The sequence below is a fragment of the Elusimicrobiaceae bacterium genome (assembly GCA_017528825.1).
Lineage (GTDB): Bacteria > Elusimicrobiota > Elusimicrobia > Elusimicrobiales > Elusimicrobiaceae > Avelusimicrobium.
The window spans coordinates 1-20,605 of sequence record JAFXOI010000011.1 but is presented as its reverse complement, the minus strand read 5'-3'; the positions used below and the strand labels follow the sequence as shown (position 1 = coordinate 20,605).

The window sequence follows — 20,605 nt, the reverse complement described above, 5'->3', positions numbered from 1 at the left end:
TAGAACTGGATACGGCCCACTCATCAGTATATCCACACACGCCATTACTATACGGCATACCTAATGCCGTGCAACGTGCTTCTTCATTCACATAGCATTGACTAGTACTATTGGCCCACGCACACGCGCCAGGATAGTCTAATATATATTTTGTGTAACCGTCCTTCGTGCTGGCTTTACTACCACCTAATAAACTCCCGCATAAGCGCTCGGCCCGGCTATCTCCAGTCTTAGCATCACAAAATAAATAAGTTTCCGGATCTTTTAAGAACATGGATAAGCGCACATTGGGTAATGCCGTTAATGCTCCCGTAATCGTACTTTGATTATCGTTCTTGGTATCAATGCTATATTCCGCATCAGCCATAATATATTTATTGTCATCAGCTTCTCCCGCTAATGACACCACTAAGGCACTAGCCTGATCGGCATAGGCTCCGGTTTCCATATGAGCGGCGGCTTGGGCAGTTTGTAAGGCTTTGGCCGGAGTTAACAAAGTACTCCAACGGCTCTTGTCCACGGCACTCTGATACATTGGTATTGCAATAGCAGAAAGAATTCCGATAATCAGAACTACAATTAATAGTTCCACTAGAGTGAACCCTTTTTTCATCAAATTACTCCTTAATTGATTGGGCTCAGGGTAAATAAAAACGGCTGTTTACTCTGAGCCAGCTAGCCGAGCAGCTCAAAAATAACAGCCGTGGTCTGCCGTTCTTGCGAACGGCAAACACTCGGCACCTAATAAACGGGTAATTAGTCCGTTTACTAGGTGCCTAAAACGACTGTTTTTGGCGGCTAGCTACCTCGCTGAGCGAGTGCTCTGTATGCTTTATACAGTCCAAAAACAGATTCAAATTGTATGGTTAGCGCCTATAAGCGCGGTGTTCCTAATCCTCCTATACAACTTTCCTTTATTATAGAAAAAAATGGTTTTATCTGCTGGAAAATTTTAAGGAATTGTAAAATTTGCGGCAAAACTGCGCTTTGACTCCAATTTCTTTTAGGCGAAATTGTAAATCCCGATCATCCGTGACCGCAATTACGCGGGTGCCATTTTGTGCTAAATAGTCTGCTTCTTGAAAAATGTAATCATCGGCAGTATATTCTTCGGAAAATACAATATGCACTCCGTTGCGGTACAGGGGGCCCACCGGCCGGTAGCTCCCATCAAATATCACCCGATACTCGTGCATTGCGTATTTTTCATCAGCAGACACCGCTTCCAAAAAATCTAAAAATTCTTCGGTCACTTCTTCTTCTGTGCGGGAAAACTGCCATAAAAAACTACGCACTACATTTAGTCCGTCAATTAGGTAAATAGTCGGTTTTGTGGTTACGTACATAAATATCTCTTGCGGCTTTGATACAAAATTGCTATAAGAAATGATACAATATAGTCCCTTTCTCCGGCTACGGGGGGGAGATCTTTGACAATTTCCGTGTTTTCGGGGGTGTAATAGATTCGACGGGTATCTGTTACTGCTCGGGAGCAGGTACTGGTTGGCCAGGCCAGTTAAAATAGGGCTACAAAAATAACTAACAACAGCAATGTTGCTTGGGCTAACGCTTAGTCCACGGCCGCTTGGATGCTTTTCACACGTCTAGGCAAGGCTGTCATCATGTGAAATGCGGTGCGTCAAGCGCGTTTCGTCTTGCGCACTTAAGTCTAACGGAACAACTCTCTTCGTTGCCGCCGCACGCTTACGGCGAGAGTATCAAGTGCGGATAAACCTGTAGGGCCTAAGCGGTTAAGATGTTCGGACGGGGGTGCGAATCCCCCCACCTCCACTTTTTCCTGTATTGCGAAGCAATAGGGAAAGAATGGCAAGGGCTATGCCCTTGTGATTGATACTTTTCTCAAGGGCAGAAAAGTATCCAAAAGGCCCCGCTGCCTGCGGAATATAAAAAAGCATTTTACGGTACTGCCATACAACTCACTAGATAGTTCGGACAAGTATGGCATTTGTAATCGTAAAATCCTTTTTTATAGACATTCCGATGGCCGCTGTAAACAGGCATAAGGAAATTATTCTATTTTATACGGAAGTTGATACAAAACAGATTTTTATTTTAACGGAGGTTGTATGGCGGAAGAAATTCGGTTCGGTACGGACGGTTGGAGAGGAGTGATTGCGTGGGATTTTACTTATGAAAATGTGCGACGTTTGGCACAAGCGTTAGCCGATTATATTAATGAGAACGCTCCTTCGGAAGAAGATGGGAAATCTTCTAAAGTTTTTGTAGGATATGACCGTCGGTTTATGTCTGATTTATTTGCGGCAGATATCGCCAGTATTTTACGTTCCAATAAAATTAATGTTACGCTCTCAGACAGACCTGTTCCGACCCCTATGGTAAGTGCCTTGACGTTGCGCAAGTTTTGGCTGGGTATTATGGTAACAGCCAGCCACAATCCTGCACAATATAATGGAGTGAAAGTAAAATGGGCAGGCTGTTCTACTCCTTCTCGTGAAACGACCGAAATTGAAGAACGTTTAGATGCTAATCCGGTGTTGTTTTTGTACGGGCAAAAAGCGGAGCAAAAAGATTTGACACCGCTCTATAAAAAGTATTTAGCTTCTATTACTAATGTCAAAAAGGCCTCTCAGGTTAAAGGCACCATTGTGGCCGATTATATGTATGGGGTATCATCTGGATGGTTAGAGGAAATGTTGCCTTCAGCTAAAATAGTGGCTCTGCACGATAAGCACGATCCCACTTTCGAAGGATTGCAACCGGATCCGACGCTGAAAAATTTGACTGAATTAAAAAAGACGATTTTGGATAAGAAAGCCTTGGTAGGTTTTGGGTTTGACGGAGACGGAGATCGCTTCGCTGTACTGGATGAAAAAGGGAATTTTATTACTCCATGTGTGGCCGCAGCGGTGCTACTAGACTATTTAATTAAAACTAAAAAACTTAAAGGTAAAGTGGTGTTAACGGCTTCTATGGGCTATTTACCCAAACGCATTGCACGTGCGCATGGTATGCCGGTGGAAGAAGTGGAAGTAGGGTTTAAGCACGTGGCGGAAATTATGGCGTTAGAGGAAGTGGCTTTCGGCGTGGAAGAGGCCGGCGGTTATGCCTGGAAAGGCGGCGCGTCAGACCGCGACGGATTAGCCGTGGCCTTAACGTGGCTGGCTATGTTGGCAGATACCAAGAAAAAACCCTCTGAGTTGTGTGAGCAAATTGTAAAAGAATACGGGGCCTCTGTATATTTACGACGTGATTTGCCTTTGGCAAAACCGATTGAAAAGGCCTTGTTCGTAGAAAAATTGCGTAAAAAATTACCGAAGAAAATTGGCACTTTTAAGGTGGCCGAAGTATCTGAATTGGATGGGCTGAAAATTTATTTTGAAAATGATGAATGGTTATTAGTCCGTCCGTCGGGCACTGAACCCTTGGTGCGCGTATATGCGGAAACCGCAACGAAAAAAGATACGCAGTTGTTATTAGATTTTGGCGAAAAATTAGTGGCGCCGTTTTTGAAATAGAGGAATGTATGTTTCAAATAGGATTAGTAGATGATTCTGTGATTTTACGTTCTGCCATCCGTAATGTGTTGGAATCCTCCGGCTATGAGGTGGTGATAGAAGCGGGCGGTTCTTCGGATTTATTTGCTAAGTTGGAGCAAAAAACACCCCAACTCATTTTACTGGATGTGTTTTTTCCGCAGGAAAACGGATTGGATATTTTGGCCCGACTTAAAAAACAGTATCCGGCCATTAAAGTATGGATGGTGACGGGACTGCGGCAAGAAACCATTGCAGCAGAGGCCAAACGCTTGGGCGCGGACGGTATTTTGTATAAACCGTTCGATACCGACGATTTACTAAACGCCATCAAACATGCTCAGTAAAATATCATACATACGCAAACGGACTCTTTAGAGTCCGTTTTTTTATCTTCAAAACACCTAGCCACTGGCATCCCCGAAGCTTGTAATGGGGATCTCATCTTTTTTGTTATTTATTTTTTGGCCGTTTTGTCGTCGATCGATCAGAAAAAGCTTGACATTGTTTTTTTTTTTTGTATCATTTTTAAAATTAATAAACGAAGTTGTTTGTTGTAAATAAAATGCGGTCATCCTGAAGGGTTGTAATTCAGGACCTTCACCTTATTTTAAAAAAGCGGAGGAGATGCTGAGCAACGACGACTCAGCATGACAATATGAAGTATCAAAGGAGGTTGTATATGTTGTTAAAAAGTAAGCGAGCGTTTACGCTCATTGAATTGTTAGTAGTAGTGTTGATTATTGGTATCTTATCGGCGATTGCGTTACCGCAATATCAAAAAGCAGTAGAAAAGTCGAAGGCATCACAAGCTCTTATACTACTGCGCAATACCGCAAACGCACAAAAAGTTTATTTTTTAGCCAATGGTACGTATGCTCGTACATTTAGTGATTTAGGAGTGGACATACCGTGGATCGGGACAGAAAAAGGTTCAGAGGAAGATTTTATCACAGATACTCGTTCAAATGGAAAGTGGTCTATCCAAATCAGATGGACGTCGGATGCTCTTTCATCCACCTACATAACCTATTTGACAGGTAAATACAAGGGAGCTGGTTTCTTGCTTTATAATGGACATGAAGGAGAACCGACGTCCTATATTGTATGTACCGAACGCAATACTCAAGGTGTGAGATTTCAGGGAAAAGCTGGTGATTTCTGTATAAAAATAATGAATGGGCAGAGGTATTTTAGCGGTAATATAACTACTTACTACCTTCCCTAATTCTCTTTTATTTTTTTGTTTGTTTTTTCTTTTCTTGAGGTTTTGAGGTATGCAGTTTTTCTTGCGGATGTGTTTTCAAGTACGCGGCTACCGCGTCCAGTTCCGGCTTTAAGTATTTGCCGGTATAGGATTTTGCGCACGCCGCCACATCGGCCGGAGTGCCGGCACAAACAATTTGTCCGCCGCCATCTCCGCCTTCCGGCCCTAAATCAATGAGCCAGTCCGCCGTTTTAATCACGTCCAAATTATGTTCAATAATCAGCACGGTATTGCCGCGATCTGCCAAGTCATGTAACACGTGTAAAAGTTTATCGATGTCGGCAAAGTGCAGACCCGTGGTAGGTTCATCTAAAATATATAAGGTGCGGCCGGTGCCTTTACGCGAAAGTTCATCAGCCAGTTTCACACGCTGTGCCTCTCCGCCCGATAAGGTGGTAGCCGCTTGGCCGAGTTTGATATATCCAAGGCCCACGTCATTTAATGTTTTCAAATAACGTTTTATTTTGGGGATAGAATCAAAAAATTCTAATGCCTGAGAGACGCTCATGTCCAATACTTCGGCAATGTTTTTGCCTTTATAAGTAACTTGCAAGGTGTCCTCATTGAACCGTTTCCCGTGACATTCCTCACATTTTACATAGACGTCGGCTAAAAACTGCATCTGTATTTTTAAAATACCGTCGCCCTGACATTTCTCGCAACGGCCGCCTTTGACGTTAAAAGAAAATCGGCCGGCCTGATAGCCGCGGCGTTTGGCCTCCGGCATTTGCGCAAACAGTTCACGAATGTGGGTAAATAAGCCGATATACGTGGCCGGATTGGAGCGGGGGGTTTTACCAATAGGATTTTGGTCGACGATAATCACTTTATCAATGTTTTCCAATCCTTTAATTGCTTTGTGTGCACCGGGAACATCTTTGGCATGGTAAAATTTTTGAGCCAATGCCTTGTATAAAATTTGATGTATGAGGGTGCTTTTGCCACTGCCGGATACTCCGGTCACACATACAAATTTGCCCAGCGGAATTTTGACATCTATATTTTTGAGATTGAATTGGCGGGCACCTTGGATGGTGATATATTTACCGTTACCTTTGCGTAATTCTGGCCGCGGCAAAATACATCGGCGGCCGTTTAAGTAAGAAGCGGTGAGGGAATTTTTGTCTTTCAGAAAATCCTTGGTGGGGCCTTGTGCCACAATTTGTCCGCCATTTTCACCGGCGGCCGGACCCAATTCTACCACCCAATCCGAGGATAAGATGGTATCTTTATCGTGCTCCACAACCAGTAATGTGTTATCTAAATCACGCAGTTCTTTGAGTGTGGCAATTAAACGGTCATTGTCGCGCGAATGCAAGCCGATAGTGGGTTCATCCAGTACATACAATACTCCGGTTAAGCCGGATCCGATTTGCGTAGCCAAATGGATACGTTGTGCCTCTCCGCCAGATAAGGTTTGACTTTTGCGTTCAAGTGTAAGGTAAGAAAGTCCTACACTATTCAAAAATTCCAACCGTGCACGGATTTCTTTGAGTACATCTTTGGCAATAGTTAATTCTTTTTCGGTGAGAGTTAAACTGTCAAAAAAAGCCTTGGCATCGGATACTTGCAACGCGCAAATTTGTGCAATGTTTTTCCCGCCGATATAGACAGATAACGCTTCGTCTTTTAAGCGTTTTCCGTGGCAAGACGGGCATTCCACTTCTCGCATAAAACGGTTGTACACTTCTTCTTTAACAAATTCACTTTCGCTTTCATCATACCGGCGGCGCAAATTAGTGATCACGCCTTCAAAGTGCTGGTCAGAGCCGGATATGATGGAGGTGTAATGAGCATCCCCCGTTCCATAGAGCAATAAATCCCGTTGGCTTTTGGGCAATTTGTTCCATGGGGTGTTCATATGGATATGTTGCCGGCGGCACACCTGCTTTAGAATGTCGTAGTAATAATTTCCCCAAGCGGTTTTCCAACGGTGTGTGCGGGTGGTGACCGGATTGTCCCACGCGGCGATAGCCCCTTCGTTAATGGATAAGGAAGTATCGGGAACTACCAAATCTTCCGCAATTTGTATTTTAATGCCCAAACCATTACATTCCGGGCAGGCTCCGTAGGGGGAGTTAAAGGAAAATAAACGAGGCTCTAACTCGGAAAACCCAATTCCGCAGTGCGCACAGGCATTACTTTCGCTATAGGTAAATTGTGCCGGCTTTTTGCCTTCGGTTTCTTGCACCGTCACCAATCCTTTGGCATATTTCAGTGCCAATTCTACCGATTCTACCAGTCGTTCTCGTTCAAATTCCTCTACGTAAATTTCATCGGCAAGTAGTTCAATGGTGTGCTTTTTATAGCGTTCCAATACGGGCGGTGTATCTAAAGAACAAATAATGCCGTTAACACGCACTTTGACAAACCCTTCTTTTTTGAGCTTGCCAAACAAGTCTTCATAAGTGCCGGCCCGTCCTCGTACAATAGGGGCAAAGAGATACACATTTTTTCCGTCGAATTTTTTCAAAATATCAGCGGTAATGCCTTGCACGGACCAAGTTTCCACCGGCCGACCGCATTGCGGGCAATGCCGTTTCCCTATGCGGGCAAAGAGCAGACGTAAATAGTCATAAATTTCTGTAACCGTAGATACCGTGGAGCGCGGATTTTTAGAAGGATTACGTTGTTCAATGGAAATAGCCGGAGATAAGCCGGAAATATGCTCCACATCCGGTTTTTCCATTAAGTCCAAAAACTGACGGGCATAGGCCGACATACTTTCTACATATTTGCGTTGGCCTTCCGCATAGATGGTATCAAAGGCAAGAGAACTCTTACCGCTTCCGGACAAACCGGTAATGACTACCATTTTGTCCTTGGGTATTTCTACGGAAATATTTTTCAAATTGTGCCCTTTGGCTCCCGTGACTTTAATGCTTTTCATAGATATCCTTCAAATATAGGGAAGATGACTGTCAAATTGGTTTAATAAATTATATAATTTTTTATAGATTGCTTTGTCTGTGTAAGCGGTGTGAATATATGAAAAAGAAAACAAAAGTTTTGTTATACATGTTGGGGGCATTGCTATCGGTGGGGATGGTGGCTTGGTTAATCTACCAAGGAAAAGATAGCATGCTTAAAATTTGGCAGGAAGTCAAAACAAAGTATTTGTTTTTAAGTTTGCTTTCCTCGGCGTTGATTTATGTCTCTATGGGGATGAGCCTGTACGAGGTGTTGCGTATTATGGGCCGCCGCATTAACAAAGGAGCGGCTATTGGAATCGCATTAGTATCTACCACGGTGAATTATGTCGTTTCTTCCTTAGGAGTAAGCGGTTTTGCGTTGCGTGCACATTTGCTCAATCGGCGACGCGTGCCGTTTGGCATGTGTGTAACGGCCAGTATTGTCATTACCGTACTGTTGTATTTTGTGCTGGCTATTATCATTTTGCAAGGCTCGGTATTAATGTTCTTTAATTCGTCTGCAACTACTTTGCAAATTGTGAAAAATTTCTCATTAATTGTTCTGATGTGTGCGGTGTGTGTGCTTATCACCGCCTTCTTGTTTAATAATGAATGGCGTTCTAAATGGGTGCGCAAAATTTTCCGTCTGCTCAACAAAGTGTTATATCACGTGTTTCGGGCACTTATTCCCAAAGGAAAATATGATGATTTTGTGGACCAATTGGATGAGGGAATTGATTTAATCCACAAAAAGAAAAATAAATTAACCGGTGCGATTGTGTATGTATGCGCGGATTGGTTATTCACTATATTGGTGTTGTATTTTGCTTTCCGTGCGGTGGGAGTACACATATCTGCGGGGGTGTTAATAGCCGGCTTTGCCATCGGTATGGTAACTACATTAATCCCCATTTTGCCCGGCGGGTTGGGCGCCATGGAGCTAGCAATGACCGCCGTATTTGCCCAAATGGGCATTGATTGGGAAGCGGCTTTGATGGCGACGCTCATTTACCGTGTGGTGTACTATATTATCCCGGGTATTGTAAGTATTTTTATTTATTGGGGGTTGCAACTTTCGGAGACGCCCCAGCGGTCCAAAAAACTCAAAAAGGCGGTGGAATATGAAGGAAAGAATTGACGAATTAGTACCTAAAACTGCTCCGAGTGCTTTTATTCATCCAACGGCGGTACTTAGCGGTGAGGTCACCTTGGGGGAAAATGTTTCTGTATGGCCCTGTGCGGTATTAAGGGGGGATATTGCTCAAATTACGATTGGTAACAATAGTAATATCCAAGACAATGCTTGTGTGCATGTCAATTATAATTGTCCCGCTCAAATAGGCAAAGGAGTCACCGTAGGCCATGGCGCTATTATTCACGGCAGTAAAATTGGGGATAATTGCTTAATTGGAATGAATGCGGTGGTACTGGAAAGTGAAATCGGTGCCAACTGTTTAATCGGTGCCGGAGCCGTGATAACGGCCGGAAAGAATATACCCGCAGGCTCTTTAGTGATGGGAGTGCCGGCCAAAGTGATTCGTGAATTGACAGAAGACGAAATGAACAGTATTTTGCAAAATGCACGTGAGTATGTAAAACTGGGACAAATGTACAAAGATAAAGCGGAGTTGTTGTCATGAAAAAAGTGGTACTGATTGAAGATTCCAAAACTTTGGCGGGTGCTTTGATAGGGGCTTTGAAATTAAATGAAGTGCAAGTCGTATGGGCCGCTGACGGAGTGCAAGGAGTTGCCGCCGCCAAACGTGAGAAACCGGATTTGATTTTACTGGATTTGATGCTCCCTAAATTAAGTGGTTTTGAAGTGTGCAAAATGCTCAAAACCGATAATGCCACGTGGCGTATTCCGATAGTCATTATGTCTACACTAACCGATGCTGAAAGTCGTACCCGCGCTCAAGAAGCAGGGGCGGATTATTTTATCGGAAAACCGTATGATTTACCGGCTACGTTAGCGGAAATCAAGAAATATCTACACATCTAATTAGGAGTTTTTATGCCCGCAAAAATAAATATGGAACAGTTGCAAAATTGGTTGGATACCACTCCCTCTAAAGTGTTAGAAATCTTGAAAGGGAAGAAAAATTTAAATGCTTCACTGCTTTTTATGCAAGGGGAAGCGCAACGTTTATTGGGCTCTTTTCAGCCGGCTTTGTTGACGTATGCCAAAGCATTAAAACTTTCTGTGCAGGCTGAAGAGCGGATGGATATTTTGCTGGCCATGGCGGCCTGCTACCGCACACTGGGCGTAGCGGCGGCGGCCTATGAATTGGCCGAAGAAGCTCTGGAAATGGCCAAAGAGTTGGAATATGACGAATATATGATTCGCGCTATGCAAGAAAGTGCGATGGCTTTGCGTGCGTGGGGAAAATTAGATGAGGCTCTGGAATTATTAGATGCAGTGCTGGCCGCGTACACACAGCAAAAAGATATAGCCGGTATGAGTTTTATTTGCTGGGCCAAAGGCGGCGTGTACCGCTTAAAAGGAATGTTAGCGGAAGGAATTGCTCAGTTCCAGCAATCCATTAAATATGCCAAAAAATGCGGGGATTCTATTAACTTAGCTTACGGCTATTGCGGACTAGCAGGGATTAGCCGCATTGCCGGCAAAATTGATGACTGCGTGAAATATTACAAATTGGCAGAAAAAATTTTTAATAAGACAGAAGATTTATTCGGCAAAGCCTATACTAATTGCGGAATGGCTAACGGACTGCGCCAACAAGGAAAATATGACGAAGCCTTGCGCCACTATAACAAAGCCGATAAATTATATAGCGGCATTGGCGACAAAGTAGATTTGGGTTTTGTAAAGTGGGGGCGTGCCGATATTTTGAAGCGCCGCAATAAACTGCCGCAAGCATTGGCAGATTTAGAGGCCGCGCGCGACCTGTTTGCCAATTCCGATGAAATGCGTGGGCAAATTTTGACCAAACTTTCCTTAGCACAGGTGCTGTATGCGCTGGGGCGTGTGGAAGAGGCGGAAGCCTTGTATGCCGACGGAGTGAAACAAGCCCGTGAGGAAGGATTGCATACTTATTTGGAAAGCTATACTTGAGAAATTAATTTTAAATATAAACAGCCCCGATGTTTTTCGGGGCTGTTTGCGTATTAAGTCTAAATAATTTCCTACTTAATAATACTGTGTATCAATTTATACGGTTTGGGTTTGACGGCGGACAGTTTAACAGCTTTCTTAAACAACTCCGCGCCGGCTTCCAAACGTTTCTTGTCCGAAGCATACAAAGTGGCAATGACATCTCCTTTCTTGACAGCGTCGCCTGCCTTTTTCTCCAGCCAAATACCGGCACCGTAGTCAATCGGGTCTTCCATGGTGTTGCGTCCGGCACCCAGTAGTACACCGGCCATACCGGTCATCTTGGCATCAATGAAATTGACAAAGCCCTTTTTGTCGGCTTTTAATTCCCATTTTAGTTTGGCATTGGGCAGATATTTTTCCGGCTCATCCACCACTTTGGGGTTACCGCCTTGCCATTTGACCATACGGGTGAATTTATATAATGCCTCTCCGTTGTCAATATAACTTTCTAATAATTTGCGGGCTTTGTTGACGTCTTTTTCTTTGCCGCTGATGACTAGCATGTGTGCGCCGGTTTCCATGAGTGCTTCATAAAAGTCCGGAGCTAAATCTTTATGGCCTTTTAGAATTTGGATAGCTTGATACATTTCATTGGCATTACCCACCGCACGGCCTAACGGTTGGTCCATATAGGTAATCAACGCGCGGCATTTTAATCCTAACAGTTTGGCTGTAGTTACCAACATTTTGGCCAATTTTTTACTATCCTCTAGTTTTTGCATAAAGGCGCCGGAACCGTATTTCACGTCCATTAGCAAGCTGTCTACACCTTCGGCATATTTTTTGGATAAAATACTGGCCACGATTAACGGACGGCTTTCTACTGTGCCGGTAGCATCGCGCAAGGAATAAAGTTTGCGGTCGGCCGGAGCTAAATCTTTGGTTTGCCCAAACATACAAACACCGAGCTTTTGGATTTGGCGGTGAATAAGTTTGGCCGGAATGCGGATTTCAAAATTTTTAATAGATTCCAATTTATCTAAAGTGCCGCCGGTATGACCCAGTCCGCGGCCGGACATCATGGGTACTGCCACACCCGCACAAGCCACCAAAGCTGCCAATGGCAACGAAACTCCGTCACCTACGCCGCCGGTGGAGTGTTTGTCTACTTTAGGAATTTTAATATCGGAAAAGTCTAAACGGGCACCGGAATGGGCCATGGCTTTAGTGAGTAAAGCGGTCTCTTTATCGGAAAGTGGATTTAAGAAGCATGCCATTAAAAAAGCCGACAGCTGATAATCCGGTACGGTTCCTTTGGCTGCGGCTTGTGCAACAAAATCAAATTCTTCTGCATTGAGGGTGTTTCCATTGCGTTTCTTAATAATTATGTCTATCATTCTCATGGGGTACGGCCTCCTCCACCCGTAGTTTAATAATTTCGCTTCAGAGTAGGGTGGACTTTCAGCATAGCATATTCGGCGCGCTTTGAGAAGGGGGAATTTTAAGTAGTAACACGGGGGTGCAATTTCGTATAATAACTATATATCCTTATACAGAGAGTGTTAGATCATGGCAAAAAATAAATATTCAGCAACCGTTTTACTTCCTAAAACGGATTTTCCGATGCGTGCGGGACTGGCGCAAAAAGAACCCAAGTTACTAGATTTCTGGAAACAAATGGATTTGTATCAGGCCATTTTGAAGAAAAATGAAGCCGGTAAACATTTCGTACTACACGATGGCCCTCCGTACGCTAACGGGGCTATTCACATAGGTCACGCCTTGGATAAAACTATTAAGGATATCATTCTAAAAAGCCGCGCATTGATGGGTTATTATACGCCCTATGTGCCGGGGTGGGACTGCCATGGACTTCCTATCGAACAAGCACTCTTAAAAGAACTCAAACAGGATAAAAAACATATCACCGATGTGCCGGCTTTCCGCAAGAAAGCACGTGCTTTTGCCGCTAAGTTTATTGATTTGCAACGCCAAGGTTTCAAACGCTTAGGAGTGCAAGGCGATTGGGATAATCCGTACTTAACGATGGACAAGCGTTATGAGGGAATTACGGTGGGCGTATTTTTGGACTTGATTGAAAAGGGATACGTATATAAAGGCCAAAAAACTATTACCTGGTGTAGCCATTGTGAAACCGCTTTGGCAGATGCTGAAACCGAATATAAGGATGTAAAATCTTCTTCTATTTATTTGCGATTCAAACTAGTTAATCCCACAGAAGAAATTTTTGGTAAGTTGGATTTTTCAAAACCGGTTTCGCTGGGAGTATGGACTACCACTCCGTGGACTATTCCCGCCAACCAAGCCGCCGCTGTGAATAAAGACGAAGATTATGCCGTTCTGCAAGATGACCATACAAAAGAGTATTACGTGGTGGCAGACAAATTGGCGGAAGAATTTATCAAAAATACGGGAGTAAGCGTAAAGAAAGTAAATACGCTACGCGGAGAAAATCTCGTCGGACAGAAATATTATCATCCGCTTACGCAAAAAGAAAACCCGATTATTTGGACAGATTTTGTGACCATGGACGCCGGTGTGGGGGTTGTTCATATTGCACCGGGTCACGGGGAAGAAGACTATCAAGCCGGAAAACAATGGAAATTGGAAACCTTCTGCCCTGTGGATGAAAAGGGTTGTTATACCAAAGATGCAGGTGTATTTGAAGGGATGCACGTTTTTGAGGCCAATCCGCTTATGGTCAAAAAGTTGGACGAACTCGGCGCGCTGATTAAGGAACAAGAGATTACACACAGTTATCCGCATTGTTGGCGTTGTCATAGCCCGATTATTTTCCGTGCTACGGAACAATGGTTCATGAGTATTGACAAAGACGGTTTGCGCGGCAAACTGATGGAAAATCTGGACAATGTCCAATTCTATCCGGCAGCAGGCCGTGAGCGGATGCGCGCTATGATTGGGTTGCGTCCGGATTGGTGTTTATCTCGTCAGCGTTTTTGGGGAACTCCAGTCACCATTTTATATTGTAAAAAATGCGGCAAACCGCAAGTAAATCATGAATTATTTGAGTTCATTAAAAAACGTGCCATGAATGAGGGTTCTGATTTTTGGTTTACCGACCCGGTGGAAAAATTAATGCCGGAAGGCTACAGTTGTGAATGTGGTTGCCACGACTTTAGAAAAGAAACCGACATTTTGGATGTATGGTTGGATAGTGGTGTTTCGTGGGCGGCAGTAGTAAAAGACCGCGGTATGAATTTCCCGGCCGATGTTTATTCCGAAGGTTCTGACCAACATCGTGGTTGGTTCCAGAGCTCGTACATTCCGTCTTATACTTTGGAAGGCAAAGCTCCTTTCAAAACTATTTTAACACACGGGATGGTGTTAGATGGAAACGGTCGTCCGATGCATAAATCGGAAGGGAATGTAACAGATCCCGCCGATGTCATTAACAAATACGGAGCTGATATTTTGCGCTTGTGGGTAGCGTTCTCCGACTATCAAGGGGATGTGCGTATTTCCGATGAAATCTTGGGCGGCCCTATTGATACTTACCGCAAATTGCGTAATACCATTCGTTACGCTTTAGGCAATTTGTCTGATTTTGAGCCGTCTCAACATACAGTTCCCACCGATAAATTGGCTGAAATGGACCGCTATATGTTAGGTAAATTAGACAGTTTGATTACAGAGGTGCGCGCGGCTTATATGGAATTTAATTTCCGCCGAGCGATGCGTGCAATTGCTGATTTCTGTATTTTAGATTTGTCTGCGTTTATGTTGGACGCTTCGAAAGATAGACTTTATACTTTAGGTGCTTCTGCACCGTCTCGTCGAAGTGCTCAAACCGCGTTGTGCGAGATCGTAAGAACTTTGTTGCAATTGCTGGCCCCGGTGTTGTGTTTTACGGCGGAAGAAGCATGGCAAGAACTGTTAAAAATTCCTTCAGGAAAAGGACTTGCTAAGAGCATTTTCTTATCCGATATGCCAGAACATGCCTCTGTAACAGCCGATGCTGCTCTGACAGAAAAGTGGAATAAAATCCGCCAAATTCGGGAAGAAGTGCTCAAGGCTTTAGAAGAAGCCCGCCAGCAGGGACTCATTGGCTCTGCCTTAGAAGCTAAAGTGACTTTGCTTTCTAGTGAAGCGGCTACTTTGCAGTTCTTTAAGGATAATGCCGAATTATGGCCGGAAATTTTCATTGTATCTGCTGTGGAATTAAAAGCAGGAGAAAAACCTTTTGAGGTACAGATTTCTCATGCTGAAGGACACAAATGTGCCCGTTGTTGGCAGTGGAAACCTGAAGTGGGGGCCGCCGGCAGAGCACACGAGGATTTGTGTGATCGCTGTGAAGCGGTATTGAAACGGGAAGGTTTGGTGGTTCCCGAGGAGCAAACAGTTGCGTAAAAAACTGGAACAGTTGAAGGGTTGGTTGCGTTCCAATCAATCGGTTTGTTGGGTATTGTTGTCGCTGCTATTAATAGACCGCCTGACTAAACGATTGACGTTAGCTTATTTGACGGATCAACCGCTTGTGTTAGCTCCTTATTTGCAGCTCAATTATGTGCAAAATACCGGAGCGGCGTTTGGTATGATGCAGGGCGGTAATCTAATACTGATTTTGGTTACGCTGTTGATTTTGGGGTTTATACTGAAAAATTGGAAAGAGTTTTGCGACTATGGATGGCCGGCCAAATGGGGGTTAGTATTTATTTTAGGCGGTGCATTAGGCAATCTTTATGATAGAATAACCTTAGGGTTTGTTGTGGATTTTATTGATTTACGAGTCTGGCCCGTGTTTAATGCGGCAGATTCATTTATTACCGTAGGCGGGGGATTGTTGGTGTTAGCGTTACTGCTAACGCGTAAACACCCGGCTCAGGAGGAAAAATGAAAAAAGTTTTATGGATAGTAGTAATGTCTTTATTAGTAGTGGCGTGCGGAGGCAAAGAGGCTTCCTTGTTTAGTAAAGCACAGCAACTTACGCAGAAGGGAGATTTTGCAAAAGCAATTCAGGTTTATTCTCAAATCATCAAAAATAATCCTTCCAGTAGTGCCGCCTATGCCAGCCGCGGACTTTTATATGAACGTTTGAAAGCAAAAGATGCGGAACAATTAAAGAAAAACAAACAAGCCGCTGAGCGGGATTATGTGCGTGCGGTAGAGTTAAACTACAATCAGCCGGAAGTTCTAAACAATTTAGCGGCTTTATACATTGATTTAGGAAATTATCAGGATGCTATTTTATACTTGAACCAAGCAATTTTTTTGCGCCCTAATTATGTGATGGCTTTGTTGAACCGTGCAGTAGCTTTAAGTCAGCAGGGCAATATAGGATCTGCGTTATTAGATTTTGCCAAAGTTGAAGAATTAAACCCGAAGTTCACGTTATTATATTTGGACAGAGGTTTGGCACAATATGCCGCCGGCTATTATGCTAGCGCCGCAGAAGATTATACGACGTTAATGAGCCTAGAACCTGAAAATCCGCGTCCGTATTTGGAGCGGGGGCGTACCTTTGTAAAAATGGGATATTTCCAAAATGCTTTAGAAGATTTTCAACAAGCAATGGCTTTGTCTCCTAAATACGCATTGCCCTACTATTATGCCGCAGAATTATTATTTAGCCGTGGCGAAACCGATCAAGCGATTGCCTATGCACAAGAATCTAAAATGTTAGCTTCCAATTATGCACCTATTTACGACTTGTTGGGCGATATGCTTGCCTTAAACTCTCCCGTAGAAGCTACGCAACATTACCTAGCTGCTCGTCGATTAGATCCTGCGCATGCGGCTCGTTATCAAAATAAAATCCGTATGTTGACGACTGAAGAGGGACGTAAGCATATTATTGGTTATCGTTTCTTAAATATAGGTAAAAAATAATTCTATATGAATTCCGTCTCTTTGGCTCCGGCGTCTTCGGTGGCAGCTTGTTCCGTGCACGTAAAATCCTACGTCTATAGATGTATCCTGTCGCTATGTTTTCTGCTTGTGCTGGGTTATAGTAAAGCCATGGAAGGGGCCTTAACGGGTTTATTTATATTGAGCCTGTTGCAATTAGTATTTTGCGGGGATGTTTTGTTCAAAAATGCTTGGCAGGATATACGCCACGGTTGCTTTAGTTTTTCTGTGTTGGTCGCGGTAAGCATCGCGGCTTGTTTGAGCTACAACCTATCCAAAACTTTCTTATTACATCCTTTGGCCGGTGTCTTGCCGGATATGTATCTGATATCGGGCGGGATTTTGACCTTATATTTAATGGTTAATATCCCCGAAGCCAGCCGACAGGAACGCTCGGATGTCTTTATCAAAAAATTAGAAGATTTTTTACCTAAATCTGCCCGTCTGTTTCGCACGAACCGGGAGCAGATAGTGTTTGCCAGAGAGCTGAAAATAGGAGACCAAATCCGCGTGAAAGCCGGGGAAGTGGTGCCCTGTGAGGGGAAAATTGTAAGGGGGGAAAGTTACATAGAAGAAAGTTTTATTACGGGCAATACGTTGCCGGCTCTCAAAACAAAAGGTAGTGTCGTGTATGCAGGCACCCTCAATCAAGGCAATGATATTTGGGTAGAGGTGGAAAATACCTTAGATAAATCTGTGTTAGCGGGAATTATCCAAACGATTCAAAGCAGTGAGCGCCGCCGTCAAAAAAGACATAACCCGTTAGACAAATATGCGGTGTGGATGTTGGGCTGGGCGGTTGTGATGGCAGTAAGCAGTTATATTTTTGTCTATTGGGCAGGTGGTTATACCCGTCCGTTGCACAGTTTGGGGATTGCATTGCTGGCCTTGGGACTGGGCTGCCCGTTTGCCTTTTTCTTTGTGGGTATTTTTCCGGTATGTTTTGCCAAGTGGGGAGCTGGTCGCCGTTCTATTAGTATACAGTCACTGGAAGCATTGGCTCAATTAGAGAAAGCGGCAGTAGTTTTTCTTGATAAAACGGGTACGTTGACAGATGGGGTATTAACAATAGATGCTGTTCACGAGGCAAAAGGCCAAAATGCCGATCAGTTATTGTCTTGTTTGATAACCGTAGAACAAATGGTGGACGGTCCTTTTGCAAAAGCGGCTTTACGTTATGGGCGGGAACATCATATTTTTCCAAAGCCCTTGGTACAGTTTGAAGTAAAACCGGGGCTGGGCGTAAAGGGAGTGGCCGGAAAAGATGTAATTTTAGCGGGAAGGTCTTCTTGGTTGAAAAGCCATGGGGTATCGCTGCCCTCAATTGCTCAACCTACCCAAACGGTTATTTATGTCGCGCGAAATGGAAACTATATGGGGTATGTGGAATTATCGGATCGTATACGTCCCGGAGCCATAGACATGGTAAAAAACTTAAAACAGCAAGGTAAAGAGTTGGTTATTATGTCGGGGGATACGCAATCTTCTGTCCAAACTGTTGCCGATAAATTAGGGATTGAGAAAATCAATTTTTCCGTCTTGCCGCAAACTAAAGCAGAGATTATTGGTAATTATATGTCTTTAGGGAAAGTAACTGCTATGATTGGAGATGGTTTTAATGACATGACTGCTTTACTCAAGGCAAATGTTGGCGTCGTGTTTTCAACGGATAAAAATGTATATAATAATTGGGTAGATTTGATTATAGAACGTGCCGATTTGTATAGTGTAATTGATTTGTTTGGGTTGTATCAGAAAATTTGTGGCTGTATCAAAAGTAATGTTATTTTAAGTGCAGTTTGTTATACCTTGTTGTTGTTGGCACTGATTCGAGTGCCGCGTTCCGTTTGGCAAGACGGAGTTGTGCTGTGGACAGCTATGGCTGCCGGCATTCTGATTTTACTTTTAAATTCGGTGAGGTTATTACGTATCAAATGAAAACACAAGATATTGATTTTGGTTATACATCCGACCATGCTCGCAAAAACGCGGATACTGTTTTACCGGCCATTCAATGCTGGCCCAACCAATATAAACGGGATTATACGATTCGTATTGAATTGCCGGAATTTACTTCCGTGTGTCCGAAAACCGGCTTGCCGGATTTTGGCGTGATTACCATTGAGTATATTCCTAATGATTTATGTTTGGAGTTAAAAAGTTTGAAATACTATTTGTTAGAATATCGCGATATGGGGATTTTTATGGAAAATATCGCCAATAAAATTTTGGATGATGTCGTAAAGGCAGCTCATCCCAAATGCGCTACCGTGACGGGTACTTTTACGCCGCGCGGCGGATTGCGCTCTGTGATTGTTGCTTCGTACGATGAAAAGGAGGGGTATGGCAAATAATAAGACTAAAATAATAAGTTTAGCCTTTTGTTTGGCTCTATTTTTTGTGGGGGGGTGGCTAATCGGCCGTATAGGTCATAACGGCTCCAGTGAGGTGGAGCAACTCTACACCGCTGACGGAGAATCCGTGGGGATTTTTAATCAAATTCCTCCAGAAGATATGGCCGCGGCAGAAGCTATTGCGAATGCTTCTATGCAAGAGGATGTGACGGCTGAGGAAGATAAGAAGGTGGTACGTGAAGACGGAAGAGATTTGCCCAGCCAAATTTCCTTGACGGACTTGTCAGACATTGCGGGGGTTGCCCCCAAAGAAGAGGAAATGCCGCAAGGAGAAGCCTATAAAAAACCACTGGACTTGAAGCTCACCGGAGAAGAAGTAACCTCGGTAGCCCCTCAGACGATTCCGACAACTCCTGCGAATATGGAAGATAGCCAAATTACGCTAATTGCGGCGCCCGTTAAACATTATTTAATTCAAAACGAAACGGAATATAAGGCTTTCAAAAATAAAGCCCGCGGTAATTACCCGAAAGTAAATTTTTCCAAACAAATGTTAATTGTATTGGAATCAGACAGTAATTTACCGGATAATGTTTTCGAGCTGATTTCTGCCGACTTGCAGAAAGATGAATTAGTGGTTAGCTATCGGGTCAATGTGTTTAAGTTGGATAAGAAAATTAATAGCCACACCGTGTTGCCGGTAGATAAAACACAAGCTCCTATTCAACTCAAACAAGTATTATAACTTGAGTTTATATATAAAAATCCCCGTGTTTGACACGGGGATTTTTTACTTATGAACAAGTTGTTGCAGGGCCTTTACTTTGTCGGTGGCTTCCCAAGGGAATGCCTTGCGGCCAAAATGCCCATATGCCGCCGTGCGCAAATAGATAGGGTTACGCAGTTTGAAATGCTCAATAATGCCTTTGGGCGTCATTGGGAATACTTTACGGGCCATGCGTGCTAACTCTTGGTCAGATACTGTTCCGGTGCCGTCTGTATCCACATAAAAACCGACAGGTTCATCTTTGCCGATTGCATAGGCAATTTGCACAGTACACTCTTTGGCCAGTTTTGCCGCGACGATATTTTTGGCAATATAGCGCGCCATATAGGCTGCAGAGCGGTCTACTTTGGTGGGGTCTTTGCCCGAGAAAGCACCGCCTCCGTGCGGACAACGACCGCCGTAAGTATCCACAATAATTTTGCGTCCGGTCATTCCGGTATCACTTTGCGGTCCGCCAATGACAAATTTTCCCGTCGGATTAATTAAAATTTTAGTGTCTTTATCCATCCATTTTTTGATGGCGGGCAAAATGGCCACCGCTTCAATTTCCCGTTTAGATTTATCGGTAATTTTTTGACCGGATTTATCTAAAATTTCTTCCGTATGTTGCGTAGAAACTACCACGGTATCTACCCGCAATGGTTTGCCGTCTTGATATTCAACTGTGACTTGGCTTTTGGCATCCGGTCCAATGTAGGGCAAGGTTTTGTTCTTGCGGGCCTTTTCCAAATTACGCAAAATTTCATTGGACAATACAAGCGGCAGCGGCATATACTCCAAGGTTTCATCCACCGCATATCCTACCATGAGTCCTTGGTCTCCGGCC

The 20,605-nt window shown here is 43.7% G+C and carries 18 protein-coding genes and 1 other RNA gene; 14 read left to right on the top strand and 5 right to left on the bottom strand.

The features are described 5' to 3' along the window. Both IKN49_03150 and IKN49_03145 read right to left on the bottom strand, forming a co-directional pair. Window positions 1-613, bottom strand: a 613-nt coding sequence (locus IKN49_03150) for a pilin (GenBank protein MBR3632044.1), incomplete at its 3' end; no start/stop codon positions are given. A gap of 322 nt (window positions 614-935) precedes the next feature. Beyond that, complete coding sequence (locus IKN49_03145) at window positions 936-1,346, bottom strand: NYN domain-containing protein (protein ID MBR3632043.1); 411 nt, start codon at window positions 1,344-1,346, stop codon at window positions 936-938. Between the two features lie 104 nt (window positions 1,347-1,450). Here IKN49_03145 and ssrA point away from each other — a divergent pair. The 4 genes from ssrA (at window position 1,451) to IKN49_03125 (ending at window position 4,743) form a co-directional block, all read left to right on the top strand. Beyond that, window positions 1,451-1,794: a transfer-messenger RNA gene (gene ssrA, locus IKN49_03140) on the top strand. 293 nt (window positions 1,795-2,087) lie between these two features. Beyond that, complete coding sequence (locus tag IKN49_03135) at window positions 2,088-3,497, top strand: hypothetical protein (GenBank protein MBR3632042.1); 1,410 nt, start codon at window positions 2,088-2,090, stop codon at window positions 3,495-3,497. 8 nt (window positions 3,498-3,505) lie between these two features. After that, the gene (locus IKN49_03130; GenBank protein ID MBR3632041.1) at window positions 3,506-3,862 is read left to right on the top strand and encodes a response regulator; all 357 of its coding nucleotides are present in this window, start codon (window positions 3,506-3,508) and stop codon (window positions 3,860-3,862) included. A 335-nt stretch (window positions 3,863-4,197) separates the two neighbouring features. Further along, window positions 4,198-4,743, top strand: a complete 546-nt coding sequence (locus IKN49_03125) for a prepilin-type N-terminal cleavage/methylation domain-containing protein (protein ID MBR3632040.1) — start codon at window positions 4,198-4,200, stop codon at window positions 4,741-4,743. A gap of 7 nt (window positions 4,744-4,750) precedes the next feature. Here the strand turns inward: IKN49_03125 and uvrA are convergent, their stop codons facing one another. Then, window positions 4,751-7,672, bottom strand: a complete 2,922-nt coding sequence (gene uvrA, locus IKN49_03120) for an excinuclease ABC subunit UvrA (GenBank protein ID MBR3632039.1) — start codon at window positions 7,670-7,672, stop codon at window positions 4,751-4,753. A 98-nt stretch (window positions 7,673-7,770) separates the two neighbouring features. Here uvrA and IKN49_03115 point away from each other — a divergent pair, with 98 nt between their 5' ends. From IKN49_03115 to IKN49_03100, 4 genes are read left to right on the top strand one after another with little or no spacing between them, the layout of a single operon-like run. Continuing rightward, window positions 7,771-8,832 carry a flippase-like domain-containing protein gene (locus tag IKN49_03115; GenBank protein ID MBR3632038.1) on the top strand — a complete coding sequence of 354 codons (1,062 nt, stop codon included), beginning with the start codon at window positions 7,771-7,773 and terminating at the stop codon, window positions 8,830-8,832. After that, the gene (locus IKN49_03110) at window positions 8,816-9,334 is read left to right on the top strand and encodes a gamma carbonic anhydrase family protein (GenBank protein MBR3632037.1); all 519 of its coding nucleotides are present in this window, start codon (window positions 8,816-8,818) and stop codon (window positions 9,332-9,334) included. The genes IKN49_03115 and IKN49_03110 overlap by 17 nt, the downstream gene beginning before the upstream one ends. Further along, the gene (locus IKN49_03105) at window positions 9,331-9,696 is read left to right on the top strand and encodes a response regulator (GenBank protein ID MBR3632036.1); all 366 of its coding nucleotides are present in this window, start codon (window positions 9,331-9,333) and stop codon (window positions 9,694-9,696) included. Before IKN49_03110 ends, IKN49_03105 begins: the two co-directional genes overlap by 4 nt. Before the next feature lie 12 nt (window positions 9,697-9,708). After that, the gene (locus tag IKN49_03100) at window positions 9,709-10,770 is read left to right on the top strand and encodes a tetratricopeptide repeat protein (protein MBR3632035.1); all 1,062 of its coding nucleotides are present in this window, start codon (window positions 9,709-9,711) and stop codon (window positions 10,768-10,770) included. Window positions 10,771-10,841: 71 nt separating this feature from the next. Here IKN49_03100 and IKN49_03095 read toward each other — a convergent pair whose 3' ends face one another. Continuing rightward, a complete protein-coding gene (locus IKN49_03095; GenBank protein MBR3632034.1) occupies window positions 10,842-12,155 on the bottom strand; it encodes a thymidine phosphorylase in 1,314 nt (437 codons plus the stop codon). 166 nt (window positions 12,156-12,321) lie between these two features. On the opposite strand from IKN49_03095, the gene ileS reads away from it, so the two are divergent. From ileS to IKN49_03065, 6 genes are read left to right on the top strand one after another with little or no spacing between them, the layout of a single operon-like run. Continuing rightward, entirely contained in the window at window positions 12,322-15,141 is a 2,820-nt protein-coding gene (gene ileS / locus IKN49_03090) for an isoleucine--tRNA ligase (GenBank protein ID MBR3632033.1), read from the top strand. Next, window positions 15,134-15,628 (top strand): signal peptidase II, encoded by a 495-nt coding sequence (gene lspA, locus IKN49_03085; GenBank protein ID MBR3632032.1) that lies wholly within the window; start codon window positions 15,134-15,136, stop codon window positions 15,626-15,628. Before ileS ends, lspA begins: the two co-directional genes overlap by 8 nt. Further along, the gene (locus tag IKN49_03080; GenBank protein ID MBR3632031.1) at window positions 15,625-16,620 is read left to right on the top strand and encodes a tetratricopeptide repeat protein; all 996 of its coding nucleotides are present in this window, start codon (window positions 15,625-15,627) and stop codon (window positions 16,618-16,620) included. Before lspA ends, IKN49_03080 begins: the two co-directional genes overlap by 4 nt. 6 nt (window positions 16,621-16,626) lie before the next feature. Then, entirely contained in the window at window positions 16,627-18,576 is a 1,950-nt protein-coding gene (locus IKN49_03075; protein MBR3632030.1) for an HAD-IC family P-type ATPase, read from the top strand. After that, complete coding sequence (gene queF, locus IKN49_03070) at window positions 18,573-18,992, top strand: NADPH-dependent 7-cyano-7-deazaguanine reductase QueF (protein ID MBR3632029.1); 420 nt, start codon at window positions 18,573-18,575, stop codon at window positions 18,990-18,992. The genes IKN49_03075 and queF overlap by 4 nt, the downstream gene beginning before the upstream one ends. Further along, entirely contained in the window at window positions 18,982-19,737 is a 756-nt protein-coding gene (locus tag IKN49_03065; GenBank protein MBR3632028.1) for a hypothetical protein, read from the top strand. Before queF ends, IKN49_03065 begins: the two co-directional genes overlap by 11 nt. 45 nt (window positions 19,738-19,782) lie before the next feature. On the opposite strand, the gene metK is transcribed toward IKN49_03065, so the two are convergent. Further along, a partial coding sequence (metK, locus tag IKN49_03060) for a methionine adenosyltransferase (GenBank protein ID MBR3632027.1) occupies window positions 19,783-20,605 on the bottom strand: 823 nt, incomplete at its 5' end.